The sequence below is a fragment of the Rhizobium sp. UGM030330-04 genome, from assembly GCF_003208455.1.
GTDB lineage: Bacteria > Pseudomonadota > Alphaproteobacteria > Rhizobiales > Rhizobiaceae > Agrobacterium > Agrobacterium rhizogenes_A.
On sequence record NZ_QKML01000005.1, the window covers coordinates 114,422 to 132,261 of the forward strand.

A 17,840-nucleotide genomic window follows, 5' to 3' on the forward strand; every position below is an offset into this window, starting at 1 on the left:
TTTGGGTTTTTGCAGGTTTTCCGACGCCTTCATGGCGGCCCGCCCGGCCAGAACTGGCTCCCGATCCTTAACGATAGATGTCCTGCGAGTTACGGAAGATTAACGTGACGCGATACGAGGCCGGGAGTACATATTCCTCCAGGCTGAGTGTCGCCGGCGACCGAAAACGATCGCGACGCGACGATGCGAGACAGCCGGATTCGCGGGCCATTGCCTGCGATGAACAAGGAGGCGTGCCATGCGCTCGCTTTTCAAGACAGTCACAATAGCATCCTTCGTTCTGGCGGCCGCCACCGGCGGTGCTTTCGCGGCCGGACATTCACATGGCGAGCATTCCGGCTCCGGCGGAATGCAGAGCGAACGATCCCATGATTTCGACCGGGGCGGCAGGCATTTCTTCCGCCACAATGATGACGACCTGTTCATGAACGACACATACATGGGCTACGCCAGCCCCGTCGTTTACGGGCAGGGACCACATCTGGTGCGTGTTCTCCATGAACTGCGCGTCGCCGATCACAGGATCGATTTCGAACGCCAGCAGGGCAGGCTGAGCGCCAGCGCGTTCAACAGGCTTGAAAATGAATCGTCCGCAATCCGTAACCAGGCATTGAAAACCGCCGACATGCATCGAGGCTATATTCCCATGAAGGCGTTTGCCACCCTTCAGGGCGAAGTACGCCAGCTTGACCGGAACATCGTCCGCATGAGCTGACCGGGGCTTTCCGTCCTCGCGCGGACGAGGATCGGTCATGCCACCACAAGGTCGTGCCGGAGAGCGGTGACAGGATAACAGCCCGCCCTCCGGCCTTCAGGACAAGCATTTCCAGCAAGACCGAGGAGCGGTTTTAGGCCCGGATAATGCGAGAAAACAAAGAGTTGGATCGTTTTGGTGATTCAGGGAAAAGCCGGAACGGTCCAGCCCCCCACGGGGTTGCGCGGACTTCGAAAGAAACGATTGGAAACTCAATAACCATGCGCCGGGCCGGATGCATGGGGCACGGCTGAGCCCGTTCCCCAGACGGCCGAGGCCGTAAGCATGTCCTCGAAAGGAGAAAGATCATGACCAGCATTCTTCGCAGATATCGCATCGCAGCTTTGCTTGGCGCAGCCTTTGTCGCCGCACCGCTCGCAATGCCCGTCTTTCTGCACAACACGCCCGCTTTCGCACAGGCCGGATTATCGGCCGTTCCCGGTCCCGTAACCTCGGGTGGCTCCTTTGCCGGGATCGTCGCGGCCGACAAGCCTGCTGTGGTGACCGTCACCACCGAAATGAAAACGCAGGAGCAGGCGACCGATGATACCACGCCGTTCGACCAGCAGTTTCGCCAGTTCTTCGGCGAGCAGGGCATTCCCCTGCCGCAGCAGCAGCCGCAGCAGCGCCAATCCCAGACCGCGGAAGCACTGGGTTCCGGCTTCATCATCTCGCCGGACGGCTATATCGTCACCAATAATCACGTCATCGACAATGCCACCTCCATCAAGGTGACGCTGGATGACGGCACGGAGCTTCCCGCCACGCTTGTCGGCGCTGATCCGAAATCAGACCTTGCCGTCCTCAAGATTGCTTCTCCCAAGCCTCTGGCAGTGATTTCTTGGGGGGATTCCGACAGGCTGAAGGCCGGCGATCAGATATTGGCGATCGGCAATCCGTTCGGCATCGGCACCACGGTCACGGCCGGCATCGTCTCGGCCCGCGGCCGCGATCTGCACAGCGGACCCTATGACGATTTCATCCAGATCGACGCGCCGATCAATCACGGCAATTCCGGTGGTCCGCTGGTCGATGTCGAAGGCAAGGTCGTTGGCATCAACACGGCGATCTATTCGCCGAATGGCGGCAGCGTCGGTGTCGGTTTCGCCATTCCCTCCGATCAGGCGCAGAATGTCGTCGTCCGCCTCATGAAGGATGGGTCGATCCACCACGGCTTCATTGGCGTCCAGATACAGCCGGTGACCCCTGACGTCGCCAATGCCATCGGCCTTGCCACGGCGGAAGGCGCGCTGGTCGCCAAGGTGGAAGCCGGCACTCCGGCAGGCCGCGCCGGCATCAGGACCGGCGACGTGATCACCGCGCTCGGCGGACAGGCGATCAAGTCCCCGCGCGACCTGTCGCGCATGGTCGCCGATCTGTCGCCGGGCCAGAAGGAACATGTCACGGTCTGGCGCCAGGGCGAGACGAAGGACGTGCTTCTGACCGTGGGTGGCAATGATGGCCAGAGCGCACAGACATCGTCTGACAACGGCCAGCAGAAGGGCGATGCCTCATCGCAAGCCCTGCCGATGATCGGTATCGGACTGGCGGATATCACCCCGGCGATCCGTGAAGCCCTCAATCTCCCGCAGGATGAGAAGGGCACGATCGTCGAAAGCGTGGCGCCCTCGAAACCCGCCGCCGAGGCCGGTTTGCAGGCGGGGGATGTGATCGTTTCGGTCAATCAGACCGCGGTGAAATCGGCTGCCGATGCCAAGGCGGCCATCGCCCAGGCCGGCAAGGCCGGACGCAAATCCGTTCTGCTGCTCATCCAGCGCGGCGATTCGCAGACCTATGTCGCCGTGCCCTTCGCACAGGGCTGAACCCCGGTTTTCCGGTGAAATCTCAAGGAACGGGCAACTCCATCGGAGCTGCCCGTTCCGTCATTTTCAGACATCCACCCCATAATCCCGCAAATCCTGCCGCAGCTTTTCCGCGCCGGTGAAGTGCACCGCCTGCCAGCCGGCCTGCTTTGCGCCCTCCACATTCGCCAGCGTATCGTCGATGAAGATGCTGGCTGCCGGGTTGAGGCCAAATTCCTTTGCGTGCAGATCGTAGATCGCCACGTCAGGCTTCAGGAGCTTCACATCGCCGGAGACCGTCACGCCGCGCGGCAGGGTGAGGAAGGGGAACATCTTCTGCGCCTCGCGGAACGTGTCGGAAGCGAAGTTGGTCAGCATCGTCACGTCGTGGCCGCTGTCGATCAGCGCAACCATGATCGCGACGCTGTCATCATAGGAATGCGAGACCATTTCGTGCCAGAACTTGCGGAAGGCGCGAATGTGCTCTTCCCGCTCGGGAAATTGCTCCAGCAACAGCGCTTCGGCATCCTCCCAGCGGCGACCGCGATCCTGTTCGAGGTTCCAGTCATGGGTGCAGACATTCTCGAAGAACCATTTGCGCTCGTCGGCATCGGGAATGAGGCGGCTATAGGGAATATGCGGATCGTAATGGATCAGCACCTTGCCGATGTCGAATACGATATGCTCAATCTTGGTCATCGAAACTTCCTGCTTTCATCGAATGCGGATGGAATAGCTTGGGTGATGACTTTTTTCATCACTGTTGGCAGTGCCTGTGCGTCAAGATTTGTAACCGGCTCCCACCATCCGTCATCCGGGCCGGTTTGAAGGCCGTCCGGCACCTGCGCGCGATAGACGGTGAGCCGCAGTTCGAAATGGGTGAAGACATGCACGATGACGCCCGCCGCTTGCCAGCCGGCGGCAAAGGGCGCGTGACTCGCTTCCGTGCCGCCGTCCATGCGGGCAGTCCATTCCGTTGTCGGCACCTCGGTCATGCCGCCGAGAAGCCCGCTTTCGATGCGCCGCCGCAGCAGGATTTCGCCGCTCGAATTCACCGCCACGAAGGCCGCGCCGAGCCGCACGGGCTTGGCCTTCTTCGCCGCCTTGACCGGAAAACGCTCCGGCTCGTCATGGGCAAGCGCCAGACAGGCGCCATTGAACGGACAGAGCGCGCAGGCCGGCCGTTTCGGCGTGCAGATCGTCGCGCCGAGATCCATCATCGCCTGAGCAAAGTCGCCGGGCCGATCGGCGGGCGTGAGCTCGGCCACCTTCGCTTTCATGGCCGGTTTGGAACCGGGCAGGGGAGCATCTATGACGAAGAGCCGGGAAATGACGCGCTCCACATTGCCGTCCATCACAGCCGCCTGCCGGTTAAACGCGATGGCCGCCACGGCGGCGGCGGTATAATCGCCGATGCCGGGCAACCTCTTCAGGCCCTCTTCCGTATCCGGAAAAGTGCCGCCATGGTCACGCGCCACGGCTTCCGCGCATTTCTTGAGGTTGCGGGCGCGGGCATAATAACCAAGCCCCGCCCACGCCGCCATGACATCCTCGACCGGTGCCGCCGCCAGATCGCTGACGGTTGGCCAGGCGGCGAGAAATTTCAGGAAATAAGGCTTTACCGCCTGCACCGTCGTCTGCTGCAGCATCACCTCCGACAGCCAGACGTGATAGGGATCGGCGCGTTTTCCCTGTGCCGCCATGGCCGGAGACGTGCGCCATGGCAGCTCGCGATGGTGCCGGTCGTACCATGCCAGAAGTTGTTCCGCCGTCGGATGTGATATGTGTTGTCGCGCATATGTGTTCATCGCCGCTGAACATAGAGACGGCGCGGCAATCTGCAACAGCAGCCTGTCGTGGCGAGGCGGAAAACCGCATCCGGCGGTGAACGCCACGACATCGAGACCCACCATCCGTTTCAGGAGGACCAACCCATGCCGAACGCGCTGCTGGAAAACATACCCCAACCGCTCCTCCATATTATTGGAGCTCTTCTCGCATTGTGCCTGATCATCAGCCTGCTGAACCGTATCGGGCGGCTGTGCTTTGGCACGCAGAACGGGGTCGCCCTGGTGACCGCGCGGGTAATCCGGCACATTCGTGAGCTGGAAATGACACGGGAAAAACCGTCACGCCGCTTCCGGATTTTTGAATCGGGTTTCTGGGCGATTTTTTGCCATGGCCTGTGGATATATCTGTTCGTCGTTCTGGCCTGCATGTTGGTGATTGCTTTTATCTCGGATAAGCCGGGCATCCTTCATCTGAAGATTTTGGCTGCGGGCTATTTCCTCTTTGGATGTTGGGTGGCGGGAATGATACGCTTGGACGCCCGCCGGGACTGGCGACGATTCCGTGCGCTGTTGCGCGGCGAAGAAGGTGACGATGGCGCGACCGCTTGAGGTCGTTTGCCTCTGTCAAGGAGAGCATGAAGAAACCTGCAGATTCGTTCCGCAAGGGCGTCGTACAGATCGCCGAAGTCGCCAACGGCATCATGGACCCCGTGCTGTCCAAACGGGCGGGCATCAACACGGCGTTGCTCGGCTCCTGGGACGAGATTGCCGGCGACGACTTTGCCGATTGCACCCGGCCGGAAAAGATCACATGGCCGCGCCGCGACGAGGGGCCGGATCGCGGCGGTTACCAGCCGGGCGTGCTGACGATTGCCTGCGAAGGCGCGCGCGCCCTGTTTCTCACCCATGCGCAGGGCGAACTGATTGCCCGCATCAACGGCTTTTTCGGCTTTCCGGCGGTGCGCCAGATCAGGATCGTGCAGAAACCGGTGTCCCAAACCGTCAACCGCCGGCGCAAACCGCAGCCCCTGCGCGGCGATGCGGCAAAACGTCTCGATGACATGATGGACGGCATCGAGAGCGAGGCGTTGCGCAAGGCGGTGGAGCGGCTTGGCACGGCGGTCCTGCAGAAAAAGCCGCGCGGCAGGACGATTTGATGTGGGCGCGCCGTCCTTGACTGGTCACAATTCTTTGACAAGAAGAGTCCAAAACCCCGCTTGTGATGAACAGGCTGTCGCTATATCGGAATCAACGGACAATAGAGTCTATTACCAACAGGTGCTTTCATGCATTTTCCCGAACTGACCATTTCCCGTCGCGGCCTTCTTGGCGGCGTTGCCCTTGCCGCCGTCGCTGCGGCCCTGCCGTTTGCCTTCACGCCCGGTATCGCCGAGGCGCAGGAACTGCCTGAATCCACCGGCGATGTGGATATGGCTGCGGTGATGAAGCCCGGCCCGCTGCCGGAAGCCGCACTCGGCGATGCCAACGCACCCGTCAAGATCGTCGAATACATGTCGATGACCTGCCCGCACTGCGCCAACTTCCACAACAAGACCTTCGAAGAAATCAAGAAGAAGTACATCGATACCGGCAAGGTCTATTTCGTGCTGCGCGAATTCCCGTTCGATCCGCGCGCCGCTGCCGCCTTCATGCTGGCGCGCTGCGCACCGGAAGGTCAGTATTTCCCCTTCGTTTCCATGCTGTTCAAGCAGCAGCAGAGCTGGGCTGTCGCCCAGGATGCGCGCGCCGCCCTGCTGCAAATGTCGAAAATGGCCGGTTTCTCACAGGAGTCTTTCGAGGCCTGCTTGACGAACCAGAAACTTCTGGATGATGTGAACGCAACCATGCAACGCGGTGCGACGGAATTCGGCGTCAACTCCACGCCGACTTTCATCATCAACGGCAAGAAATACGCAGGAGACATGTCGGTTGAAACCATGTCGGCTGTCATCGACAAGCTGCTCTGATCGCCGGACCCTGAAAGAAACGGGCGGCGGATATTTCCGCACGCCCGTTTTTTATTGCCCGTCTTCTTGCCGGGGCGTGACGGCATGAAGTTCAACAAGCTCCGTCTCGTCGGTTTCAAGTCCTTCGTCGAACCTTCCGAATTCATCATCGAGCCGGGGCTGACCGGTGTCGTCGGGCCGAATGGCTGCGGCAAGTCCAATCTGGTCGAAGCGCTGCGCTGGGTGATGGGCGAGAATTCCTACAAGAACATGCGCGCCTCCGGCATGGATGACGTCATCTTTTCCGGTTCCGGCAATCGCCCGGCCCGCAACACTGCCGAAGTCGGCCTTTACCTCGACAATTCCGACCGCACCGCGCCTGCCGCCTTCAACGATGCCGATGAAATTCAGGTCACACGCCGCATCGAGCGCGAAAACGGCTCCGTCTACCGCATCAATGGCAAGGAAGCCCGCGCCAAGGATGTGCAGCTGTTGTTCGCGGATGCCTCCACTGGCGCCCGCTCTCCCTCCATGGTCGGGCAGGGGCGTATCGGCGAACTCATCAACGCCAAGCCGCAGGCCCGCCGCCAGCTGCTGGAAGAGGCGGCCGGCATTTCCGGCCTGCATTCCCGCCGCCACGAAGCCGAGCTTCGCCTTCGCGCCGCCGAGACCAATCTGGAGCGGCTGGAGGATGTGACCGCCCAGCTGGAAAGCCAGATCGAAAGCCTGAAACGCCAGGCACGGCAGGCCAACCGTTTCAAGATGCTGTCAGCCGATATCCGCGCCCGCGAGGCGACCCTGTTGCACATCCGCTGGGTGGAGGCGAAGGAAGCCGAAGGCGAGGCGGAAAGCGCGCTTAATCAGGCCACGAATATCGTCGCCGAAAAGGCGCAAGGCCAGATGGAAGCGGCCAAGCAGCAGGGCATCGCCAGCCTCAAACTGCCGGAACTGCGTGAGGACGAGGCGCGTGTCGCCGCCGCCCTGCAACGACTGCAGATCGCCCGCACCCAGCTGGACGACGAAGCGAACCGCCTTCTGCGCCGCCGCGACGAGCTGGCCCGCCGCCTGTCGCAGCTTGGCGAGGATATTATCCGTGAGGAACGGCTGGTCTCGGACAATGCCCAGATACTCGCACGGCTCGATGAGGAAGAGGCCGAACTTCTCGAAATCCTCTCCGATTCCGGCCGCCATGCGGAAGAGATGCGCGAAGCCTTCGAAGCCGCGGCTGTCAAGCTTGCGGAAAGCGAAGCCGTTTTTACTGCCATTACGGCTGAGCGGGCCGAAGCCGCTGCCGCGCGTCAGCAGCTGGAGCGGGCGATCCGTGATCTTTCGGATCGCAAGCTGAGGCTGGAGCGACAGTCACAGGAAGCATCCGCCGAGATCGATGCCATCGACGAAAAACTCTCCGGCCTTCCCGATCCGTCCGAACGGCGCGAAGCGGTCGAGGCGGCGGAGATCGCGGTCGAGGATGCCCTGATCGTGGTGGAGGAAGCCGAAGCCGCCGTCGCGGAGGCCCGTTCCGCCGAAGCGCTGGCGCGCGCGCCGCTGGAAACGGCGCGAAATCGGCTGAACGCGCTCGATACGGAAGCGCGCACTATCACCAAAATCCTTGCTTCCAGCGCCGCCGCCAATGGCAGCTTTACGCCGGTGGCGGAAGAAATGACGGTGGAGCGCGGTTTCGAGGCGGCATTGGGTGCCGCCCTCGGCGACGATCTCGAAAGCTCGCTCGATCCCGCCGCGCCCGCCTATTGGGCCGGCAATGGCGATGGCGCGGATGATCCCGCGCTGCCGCAGGGTGCGAAACCGCTTCTGGATTATGCACGGGCGCCGGAAGCCCTGCGCCGCGCTTTGGCGCAGATTGGCGTCGTCGCCAACACGGCGGAAGCCCTGCGCCTGCTGCCGCATTTGAAGGCCGGCCAGCGGCTGGTGACGCGCGAAGGCGCGCTGTTGCGCTGGGACGGTCACATCGCTAGCGCCGATGCGCCGGGTGCCGCAGCACTTCGCCTGTCGCAGAAGAACCGCCTCGCTGAAATCGAGACAGAACTGGATGAGGCCCGCTCCATTCTGGATGAGGCCGAAGACCAGCTTGCCGCCAGAACCGAGGATATCCGCAGCAGCGAATTGCGGCTCTCTGAAGTGCGCGACCGAAGCCGTCTTGCGACCCGCCATCTTGCCGAGGCGCGCGAGGCGCTGACTGCGGCCGAACGGGCCTCGGGCGATCTGCTGCGCCGTCGCGATATCGTGTCCGAAGCACTGAACCAGATCGGCGCGCAGATCGACGAGATCGCCGTTCAGGAAGAAAACGCCCGCATCGAAATGGAAGATGCGCCCGATCTTTCCGTGCTCGATCTGCGGCTGCGCGAAAGCCAGCTCGAAGTTGCGACCGACCGCGGCCTTCTGGCGGAGGCCCGCGCCCGCCATGAGGGTGTGAGCCGCGAGGCGGAAAGCCGCCAGCGCAGAATTCAGGCGATAGGGCAGGAGCGCTCCACCTGGCAATCGCGGGCGGCCAGTGCGGCCGATCACATCGCGATATTGCGCGAACGCGAGGAAGAGGCGCGCGAGGAAATCGCCGAGCTGGACATAGCGCCGGAGGAGTTTGACGAAAAACGCCGCAACCTCCTCAATGAATTGCAGAAGACCGAGGATGCCCGCCGCGAGGCCGCCGACCGGCTGGCCGAAGCGGAAAACCTGCAGCGCGCCGCCGACCGTGTGGCGGCAACGGCGCTTTCGGAACTGGCCGAAGCCCGCGAAAAGCGCGGCCGCGCCGAAGAACGTCTGGTTTCCGCCCGCGAAAAGCGGCAGGAAACCGAACACCGCATCCGCGAAACGCTGAATACCGAGCCGCATATGGCGTTCCGCCTGACCGGCCTTGGCCCGGACCAGCCCAAGCCCGATATTCGCGATGTCGAGCGCGATCTCGACCGGCTGAAGATCGAACGCGAAAGGCTTGGCGCCGTCAATCTGCGTGCCGAGGAAGAGCAGGCCGAGCTTTCCGCCAAGCTCGAGGCGTTGATCAAGGAACGCGACGACATCATCGACGCCGTGCGCAAGCTGCGCGCCGGCATCCAGAACCTCAACCGCGAAGGCCGCGAGAGGTTGATTGCCGCTTTCGATGTGGTCAATTCGCAGTTCCAGCGGCTGTTCACCCATCTCTTCGGCGGCGGCACGGCGGAATTGCAGCTGATCGAATCCGACGATCCGCTGGAAGCGGGCCTGGAAATCCTAGCCCGTCCGCCGGGCAAGAAACCGCAGACCATGACGCTGCTTTCCGGCGGTGAGCAGGCGCTGACGGCCATGGCGCTGATCTTCGCGGTCTTCCTCACCAATCCCGCCCCCATCTGCGTGCTGGACGAGGTGGACGCGCCGCTCGACGACCACAATGTCGAACGTTACTGCAACCTGATGGACGAGATGGTGGCCTCCACCGAAACCCGCTTCGTCATCATCACCCACAATCCCATCACCATGGCGCGCATGAACCGCCTGTTCGGTGTCACCATGGCCGAACAGGGTGTATCGCAACTGGTATCGGTGGATTTGCAGACCGCCGAACAGCTGCGTGAGGCCGTCTGAGGCGGCTTGTCCGGGATCAGCCCCGACTTTTGCTCAATGTGAATTTATCTGGCCGTATCACCCATTCGGGTGAGCGACATCACGCGGCATTTTGCTATGTTTTTCGAAACAACCAAGGGCTCTCACCAGACCCCACCATCCGGTTTCCTGTACCGGATGGAATGCCTTGCGAGGCCGCTGCCGTGGCCTCGCAAGGCTTTCTTTTCCGGGCTCTGAGGGCGAGGTGGCTGCATGGCTGGTAATCGTTTCCGGGGCGCAAACCTCCTCCGTCATTCAGGCCTTGAGTCGGTATCCAGCCAGCCCAAGTCCTTGGGCTGAAAAGCGTCCTTCCCGACGCGCAGACGCGCGTCGGCTGGATTCCGGCGCAAGGCTGCTGCCGCCCCGTTTAAATTTCTGGATACCTTATATGGCCTGGAAGCTAGCGGTGAACGTTGCGCATTTTCTCGACATCATCCTTGGGCTTGTCCCAAGGATCTAAACAGGTCAAAAAATCAATCCGTTGCAGATCCTCGGGACAGGCCCCGGGGATGACGTCGGAGTGTTTGGCGAGGTTTGCCATTCATAGGACGATGGCCATACGTCATTCCTGTCCCAATGCTCGAAATTTAAACCGGACAGTAGCGTTTCAAGGCCGGAATGTCGGAAGGAGATGATGCTGCGAAGCCCTCTAAACGCTTAACCCGCCGTAACCGTCAATCGCGCAGTGTGCTCCGCATCATGCATGGAGACCAACCACCACTCACCCCGGCACCAGCCGCAGCCGCGTGCCCCATGGGTCGATAGCCTCAACCACATCGTTTTCCATCTCCACCAGCACATAGCCGGCTGCCCTGAGCCGCGTCTTCTGCGCCTCGAGATCGTCGGGATTGCGAACGGTGATTGAGAACCAGTCGAGGCCGGTTTCGGTGGCGTTGCGCGCCTTCGCGCCCCGGCTGTTCCAGCTGTTTACCGCCAGATGGTGGTGATATCCCCCCGAAGACAGGAACGATGCGTCCGAACGTGCATCCTGTGTCGGCTGCAGGCCGACAGCCTCTTCGTAAAAGGCGCGAGCGGCGGCAATCCCGCCGACCCTGAGGTGAATATGCCCGATGCGCATGGCCGGCGGGGCAGTCACATAGTCGCTTCTTTTGGTGTCGGTCAGCTTCACCAGATCGTCCACATCAAGCGGTTCGGTGCCCATTTTCACAACACGGCCGCTCCACACCCATGTGTCTTTCGGCCGGTCGCTGTAAACCTCGATCCCGTTGCCCTCGGGATCGTTGAGATAGATCGCCTCGCTGACATTGTGATCGGCGAAACCCGAAAGCGGCACCTGCCGGAGCGCGGCATGCACCAGCCAGCGGGCCAGATCCTTACGGCTCGGCATCAGATAGGCGATGTGGAACAGGCCGGCGGAAGTGGGACTTTCGTAATCGGCCGCCGGCTTGTGGACGAGATCGAGCAGCGGCACGCTTCCGACACCCAGCGTCACGCCTCTCGCCGTGCGTTCCACCTCGTTCATGCCCAGCACCGACCGGTAATAGTCGATCATCTGGTCGAGATCGCGCACGCGAAGCGCGGCCTGGCCGATATGCATCGGTGTCGTCAGGGCAAAGGGCAGTGCGGTGGCGGCATTTGCGGCGGGCGTGCCGCCCTCGGCTTTGAGCGCGCCGGCGAAAGCGGTGGCGGCGCAAGAAATTCCGGCGAATTTCAACGTGTGGCGGCGAGTAAATTGCATGAATAATCTCTTTGTCGGCGATGATAATGGTTAGGGAACACTCCGTTTCTGCGCACTACACGAATGCGTCAGTCCTGCTGTTATTTTGTGTTTAAGGCAATTCTGGCACCGGATTCGCCGCAATTATGCTGCACTGCGATGTAAACTGCACGTTGTGGCGTTTCCAACATGCCGGCAATGCTGTAGATGATAGAAAAATGACAACGCTTCTGGGTGGAGAGCGTGGAATGAAAAAATGGGTTTATACCTTCGGCAATGGTGCGGCCGAAGGCAGGGCAGGTGACGTTGCGATATTGGGCGGCAAGGGTGCGAACCTTGCCGAAATGGCAAGTCTCGGCCTTCCCGTTCCCCCCGGCCTTACCATCATAACCGACGCCTGCGCCCTTTATCACAAGAATGGCCGCGATCTTCCCGAAGAGCTGAAGCTGCAGGTCATGGCCGGCCTGCACGGCATGGAAACCGTGACCGGCAAGACCTTCGGCGGCAGCCAGTCGCCGCTGCTCATCTCCGTCCGCTCCGGCGCGCGCGCCTCCATGCCCGGCATGATGGATACCGTGCTGAACTTGGGTCTCAACGACCGCACCGTCGAGGCGCTGGGCCATGATGCGGGCGACGCGCGTTTCGCCTGGGACAGCTACCGCCGCTTCATCCAGATGTATGCCGATGTGGTCATGGGCCTCGACCACGAATTGTTCGAGGAAATTCTCGAGGACGAGAAAGGCCGCCTCGGCCATGAATACGATACCGACATGTCGGCGGTCGAGTGGCAGCATGTCGTTTCGCTTTATAAAAAGCTGATCGAGGATGAGCTGGACGAAGCCTTCCCGCAGGACTGTCACGTGCAGCTCTGGGGTGCCATCGGCGCCGTCTTCGCCAGCTGGACCAACCACCGCGCCGTGACCTACCGGCACCTGCACAATATTCCGGGGGACTGGGGCACGGCGGTCAACGTTCAGGCCATGGTCTTCGGCAATCTCGGCTCGTCCTCGGCAACCGGCGTCGCCTTTACCCGCAACCCCTCGACGGGTGAGGCGGAGCTTTACGGCGAATTCCTCGTCAATGCGCAAGGGGAAGATGTGGTGGCGGGCATCCGCACGCCGCAGTCGATCACCGAGGCCGCGCGTCTTGCCTCCGGCTCCGACAAGCCTTCCATGGAAAAGCTGATGCCGGAGGCGTTCAGTGAATTTCTGGCGATCTGCAAGCGGCTGGAAACCCATTATCGCGACATGCAGGATCTGGAATTCACCATCGAGCGCGGCAAGCTCTGGATGTTGCAGACCCGCTCCGGCAAGCGCACCACCCGCGCGGCGATGAAGATCGCCGTCGATATGGTGGAAGAGGGGCTGATTTCGCAGGAAGAAGCCGTCTGCCGCATCGAGCCCTCGTCGCTCGACCAGCTGCTTCACCCCACCATCGATCCCGGCACATCGCGCCCCATCATCGGCTCCGGCCTGCCCGCCTCTCCGGGGGCGGCGACGGGCGAAATCGTCTTTACCGCCGAAGAGGCGGTTGCGGCGGAAGCCGAAGGTCGCCGCGTCATTCTGGTGCGCATCGAAACCAGCCCGGAAGATATCCACGGCATGCACGCCGCCGAAGGCATCTTGACGACGCGCGGCGGCATGACCAGCCACGCCGCCGTGGTGGCACGCGGCATGGGCATTCCCTGCGTCACCGGCGCCGGCTCCATGCGCGTCGACATGCGCAACAAGGTGCTGATCGGCGTCGGCTGTATGTTGAAGCGCGGCGATGTCATCACCATCGACGGTTCTTCCGGCCGGGTGCTGAAGGGCGAGGTGCCGATGACGCAGCCGGAACTCTCGGGCGATTTCGGCAAGCTGATGGAGTGGGCCGACAGCCTGCGCCGCATGACGGTGCGCACCAACGCCGACACACCGGCCGACGCCCGCGCCGCCCGCGCCTTCGGCGCGGAAGGTATCGGTCTCTGCCGTACCGAACATATGTTCTTCGAGGGCGACCGTATCCATGTGATGCGCGAGATGATTCTCGCCGAAAGCGAAAAGGGCAGGCGGACGGCGCTCGATGAGCTTTTGCCGATGCAGCGTTCGGATTTCACCGAGCTTTTCCAGATCATGCACGGCCTGCCGGTGACGATCCGCCTGCTTGACCCGCCGCTGCACGAATTCCTGCCGAAGACCGATGGCGAAATCGTCGAAGTGGCCGCCGCCATGGGCATGCCGCAGACCGTGTTCCGCCAGCGGCTGGACGCGCTGCACGAATTCAACCCCATGCTCGGCCATCGCGGTTGCCGTCTCGCCATTTCCTATCCGGAAATCGCCGAGATGCAGGCGCGCGCCATTTTCGAAGCCGCCGTTGCCGCGGCGCGCATCACCGGCGCGCCGGTCGTGCCTGAAATCATGGTGCCGTTGGTCGGTCTGCGTTCGGAACTGGATTACGTCACCGAAGTCATCGACGGCGTCGCCGCTGCGGTGGCGCAGGAGACCGGCATGGAGATCGAATATCTCACCGGCACCATGATCGAGCTGCCGCGTGCTGCCCTGCGTGCCCATGTCATTGCCGAAGCGGCGGAATTTTTCTCCTTCGGCACTAACGACCTGACGCAGACCACCTTCGGTATCTCCCGTGACGATGCGGCGCGTTTCATCAATACCTATCAGCGCAAGGGCATCATCGAGCGCGACCCGTTCATCTCGCTCGATTTCGACGGCGTGGGAGAATTGATCCGCATTGCCGCCGAACGCGGCCGCCAGACGCGGCCGGAACTGAAGCTCGGCATCTGCGGTGAACATGGCGGCGATCCGGCCTCGATCCATTTCTGCGAGGATGCCGATCTCGACTACGTTTCCTGCTCGCCCTTCCGCGTGCCCATCGCCCGCCTGGCGGCGGCGCAGGCAACGCTGGCGGCGAAGAGGGATGAGGGCAGGGTGGCGAGCAATGTCGCCTTCATTCCCGTCAGGGGTTCTGTCGGACGATGATCTGACGCTCGACGACGACCGGCCGGTAGAACATGTCGCGGTTCATCTGCGCCTGCCAGGCGCGGTTGTCGGCGCGGCGGTCCATTTCCAGATCGAGAAGGCAACCGGCCATCGGGTCCGTGCCGGGGCGGAAACCATAACCCCGGCATGTCGCCTCATCCCGCGCCCGGCGCTCTTCCGGCGTCAGCGTCTGGCAGGCGGTGAGCGCCATGAGGGCGGCAAGCGAACCGAGGACGATGGAAACACGCATCTTGTTTCTCCCTTAACATGACAGCCGTACGGCACTTTTATTGCCGCGATTGATACGCCTGTTTTGATACGGGGAAAAGCCGCGTTGGGGCGGAAAGTTGCGTTTGGCAAGGGAACTTCTTCGCCGTCATGTGGGCCTTGAACCGGCATCCACTTGCTTGAGCCTCGGCATCAGGACTGTCTGGAACGCGCCATTTCAGCGCGCATCCAGCTTGAGTCTCCCCATGTCGAGAGCCAGATCATCAGATCGGTGAGAAAGCCGATAATCGGCAGCAGAAGCATATGGCCCAAACCGCGCGTCGTCTGGTTTTTCTCTGCCTCGTGCAGATGAGCCAATTCCTGTTCCTGAATTGAAGCGATAAGCCTATGCAGCTCGGGATCTCTTGTTTGCAGGAAGGCCAATTGATCTTCCAGATGGCGGTGAACGGTGCTTTCAACGGCTTCGGTGCAAATCCAGACCATGTTGCGTCCGCCGAGCGCGGTCAGAAAACCGAGCAGGAAACCGCCAAGGCTCCAAAACGCCATTACACGACAAGGCTTTGCGCTTCTGGATGGCATGGCGTCCCGAAACCGGCGGCAATGATCGATCTCGTCTTTCCGCATTTCCTGAAGAGCGGGTACGATGTCTGGAAACAGCCGGTGAGCCATCCATATCTGTGCGCCGTAGATACGAATGGCGCCAAACTCGCCGGCGTGATTGACCTTGAGAATGCGCCGAACGGTACGCGCCGGGTCGTCTTTGCCGGGACTGCCAGACGTTCGAAACATTACCAAAGCGCGTTCCATTCCAGCTAAATGCAGCAGATGCTACCGGCACTAAGAGAGGCGGTTGTGACCACGATTGATAAGCCTGTTTCGATGCCGGGAGAACCCCATTTGGCGCGGAAAGTTGTATCCGCCAAAGCGGAGATGCAGATTCCGCAGCCTCCGTCGTTCCGAACCAAACGTCCTGATTTCGCTCACGAATCGCGAAGAAAAGACGGCGGGAACAAACCCTGTTGAATGAGCCAGTCGCCAAGCAGAAGTGTGAGGATGGCGATGAGGACGATGCCGCCGATAAACGCGAAGAGGCCGAGCGTGGCGCGGGTCCACCGGCGGGTTTGATAGAGGTAAATCGCAAGCCCGATGGGTGCGAGCAGAACGGTGGTGATCTTGGCGGCGGAGCTGCGCCGGAGGTCCCGCTTTTCGGCATCCTCTATCTGCCACCAGGCAAACAGCGTGATGATGCCGATCATCTGCACCAGATCGTTTGCGGTAAAGGATGCTGGAGGCCCGGCAGGCCAGACGGCCGCGTCGATCAGAAGCCCAAGCGAGATGAAAGCAAGCAGGCCGACATAGATCCAGTTACGTTTCGCCATGCACAGTTTCCGCTCTAAATTGCGTTATTGTCCGTGCCGCTATCGCTATCGATGAAATTATCGCCGTCAACCCCAAACTATCGGGGGCAACGGGAATGGCCCGCATGGGGCGTTTCCTTTTTCACCGGAAACGCCCCATGATTATCGCTGTCAGGCCGGCGCTGCTTCCCTGTCGTCGAGTGCGTCGATATCCTTGGCGTTATTGTAGACGGCCTCATCGAGAATGCCCTCGCGCTTGGCGACGATGGTGGGCACCAGCGCCTGGCCGGCGACGTTGACCGCCGTGCGGCCCATGTCGAGGATCGGGTCGATGGCAAGCAGCAGGCCCACACCTTCCAGCGGCAGGCCGAGCGTGGAAAGCGTCAGCGTCAGCATCACCACGGCACCCGTGAGGCCAGCCGTTGCGGCCGAACCGAGCACCGAGACGAAGACGATCAGCACATATTCCTGAATGCCGAGCGGCACCTGGAAGAACTGCGCGATGAAGATCGCCGAAATCGCCGGATAGATGGCGGCGCAGCCGTCCATCTTGGTGGTGGCGCCGAGCGGCACGGAGAAGGCGGCATATTCGCGCGGCACGCCAAGGCTCTTTTCCGTCACGGTTTCGGTGACGGGCAGCGTGCCGATGGAGGAACGCGACACGAAAGCGAGCTGGATGGCCGGCCATGCGCCCGCAAAGAAGCGCGACGGCTTCAGGCCATGGGCGATCAGCAGCACCGGATAGACCACGAAGAGCACCAGCGCCAGACCGATATAAACGGCCGCCGCATACCAGCCGAGCTGCGAAAGCGTCGTCCAGCCATATTGGTCAACCGCGCGGCCAAGCAGGCCGATGGTGCCGATGGGCGTGAGGCGGATGACCCACCACAGGATTTTCCGCACGATGGCGAGCAGCGACTGGTTGAAGGCGAGGAACGGCTCCGCCGCCTTGCCCGCTTTCAATGCGGCCACACCAAAGGCAATCGAGACGACGAGCAGTTGCAGCACGTTGAAATTCAGCGAGGTGCTGCCGGAGCCGTTGCTGATTTTGGTCGACGCTTCGAGGCCGAAGACGTTGGCCGGAACCAGGCCCTTGAGGAAGTCCAGCCACGAACCGGTGGAGGAGGGGGCGGCGGCGGCCGTATTGGCTATCGCCGTGTTGACGCCGGGCTGAATGACGAGGCCGAGCACGATGCCGATAACCACGGCGATGAGCGCCGTGATGGCGAACCACAGAAGTGTCTGCCAGACAAGCTTTGCCGCATTGGAGAGGTTCTTGAGATTGGCGATGGAGGCGACGATGGCCGTGAAGATCAGCGGCGGAACCAGCGCGCGCAAAAGCTGCACGAAAATGCTGCCGATGGTCTGCAGCGTCACCGAAAGCCCGTTCGGGCTGCCGGCGGCATCAGGGCCGATGTTGCGCGCAACGAGCCCGAGCAGCAGGCCGATGACCATGGCGATCAGAACCTGAAAGCCGAAATTGCGATAAAAGGGTTTAGGCCCGGAGGGGCCGGCGGACGTCGTTGCCTGTGACATGACATGTCTCTTTATTGTGCAAGAAAACGAGAATGTTGCACTTTTTACACGCATTCTCGAGGGAGGTCGCCGAGGATACGCCGATTTCCTCAGCAATTAAGGGATGAACGTGCGTATTTGTTGCATTCTCGAGGTATTATTCTCTTGAATGGAGGAAATCAGGAAAAATATTCTAGTTCTTC

14 protein-coding genes are annotated in these 17,840 nt (G+C 61.5%); 7 read left to right on the top strand and 7 right to left on the bottom strand.

The window, feature by feature from the left end; translation table 11 throughout:
- Positions 1–238: 238 nt before the first annotated feature.
- Both N434_RS09335 and N434_RS09340 read left to right on the top strand, forming a co-directional pair.
- Positions 239–715, top strand: coding sequence for a hypothetical protein (locus N434_RS09335; protein WP_110757346.1), 477 nt, complete (start codon positions 239–241; stop codon positions 713–715).
- Positions 716–1,062: 347 nt separating this feature from the next.
- On the top strand, positions 1,063–2,577 hold the full coding sequence (locus N434_RS09340) for a Do family serine endopeptidase (protein ID WP_110757348.1): 1,515 nt from the start codon (positions 1,063–1,065) through the stop codon (positions 2,575–2,577).
- 66 nt (positions 2,578–2,643) lie between these two features.
- Here the strand turns inward: N434_RS09340 and N434_RS09345 are convergent, their stop codons facing one another.
- Together N434_RS09345 and mutY are read right to left on the bottom strand one after the other, a co-directional pair.
- Positions 2,644–3,255, bottom strand: coding sequence for an HAD family hydrolase (locus N434_RS09345; RefSeq protein ID WP_110757349.1), 612 nt, complete (start codon positions 3,253–3,255; stop codon positions 2,644–2,646).
- Positions 3,252–4,364, bottom strand: a complete 1,113-nt coding sequence (mutY, locus tag N434_RS09350; protein WP_110757607.1) for an A/G-specific adenine glycosylase — start codon at positions 4,362–4,364, stop codon at positions 3,252–3,254. Before mutY ends, N434_RS09345 begins: the two co-directional genes overlap by 4 nt.
- Before the next feature lie 126 nt (positions 4,365–4,490).
- On the opposite strand from mutY, the gene N434_RS09355 reads away from it, so the two are divergent.
- The 4 genes from N434_RS09355 to N434_RS09370 all read left to right on the top strand — a co-directional run bounded on the left by N434_RS09355 (position 4,491) and on the right by N434_RS09370 (position 9,865).
- The gene (locus N434_RS09355; RefSeq protein ID WP_110757351.1) at positions 4,491–4,955 is read left to right on the top strand and encodes a hypothetical protein; all 465 of its coding nucleotides are present in this window, start codon (positions 4,491–4,493) and stop codon (positions 4,953–4,955) included.
- 26 nt (positions 4,956–4,981) lie between these two features.
- Complete coding sequence (locus N434_RS09360; protein WP_065116149.1) at positions 4,982–5,503, top strand: DUF721 domain-containing protein; 522 nt, start codon at positions 4,982–4,984, stop codon at positions 5,501–5,503.
- Positions 5,504–5,632: 129 nt separating this feature from the next.
- Entirely contained in the window at positions 5,633–6,313 is a 681-nt protein-coding gene (locus N434_RS09365; RefSeq protein ID WP_065115071.1) for a DsbA family protein, read from the top strand.
- Between the two features lie 84 nt (positions 6,314–6,397).
- Positions 6,398–9,865 carry a chromosome segregation SMC family protein gene (locus tag N434_RS09370; RefSeq protein ID WP_110757353.1) on the top strand — a complete coding sequence of 1,156 codons (3,468 nt, stop codon included), beginning with the start codon at positions 6,398–6,400 and terminating at the stop codon, positions 9,863–9,865.
- A gap of 739 nt (positions 9,866–10,604) precedes the next feature.
- Here the strand turns inward: N434_RS09370 and N434_RS09375 are convergent.
- Complete coding sequence (locus N434_RS09375; protein WP_110757354.1) at positions 10,605–11,582, bottom strand: VOC family protein; 978 nt, start codon at positions 11,580–11,582, stop codon at positions 10,605–10,607.
- 227 nt (positions 11,583–11,809) lie between these two features.
- On the opposite strand from N434_RS09375, the gene ppdK reads away from it, so the two are divergent.
- Positions 11,810–14,536, top strand: a complete 2,727-nt coding sequence (gene ppdK, locus N434_RS09380; protein ID WP_110757356.1) for a pyruvate, phosphate dikinase — start codon at positions 11,810–11,812, stop codon at positions 14,534–14,536.
- Here ppdK and N434_RS09385 read toward each other — a convergent pair.
- The 4 genes from N434_RS09385 to N434_RS09400 form a co-directional block, all read right to left on the bottom strand.
- Entirely contained in the window at positions 14,514–14,786 is a 273-nt protein-coding gene (locus N434_RS09385; RefSeq protein ID WP_080825678.1) for a hypothetical protein, read from the bottom strand. The genes ppdK and N434_RS09385 overlap by 23 nt on opposite strands.
- Positions 14,787–14,956: 170 nt before the next feature.
- Positions 14,957–15,553, bottom strand: a complete 597-nt coding sequence (locus tag N434_RS09390) for a demethoxyubiquinone hydroxylase family protein (protein WP_110757358.1) — start codon at positions 15,551–15,553, stop codon at positions 14,957–14,959.
- A 191-nt stretch (positions 15,554–15,744) separates the two neighbouring features.
- Positions 15,745–16,143: a hypothetical protein gene (locus N434_RS09395; RefSeq protein ID WP_065115076.1), complete on the bottom strand. Its 399-nt coding sequence runs from the start codon at positions 16,141–16,143 to the stop codon at positions 15,745–15,747.
- 150 nt (positions 16,144–16,293) lie between these two features.
- Positions 16,294–17,658, bottom strand: coding sequence for a dicarboxylate/amino acid:cation symporter (locus N434_RS09400; protein WP_110757360.1), 1,365 nt, complete (start codon positions 17,656–17,658; stop codon positions 16,294–16,296).
- Positions 17,659–17,840: the final 182 nt, after the last annotated feature.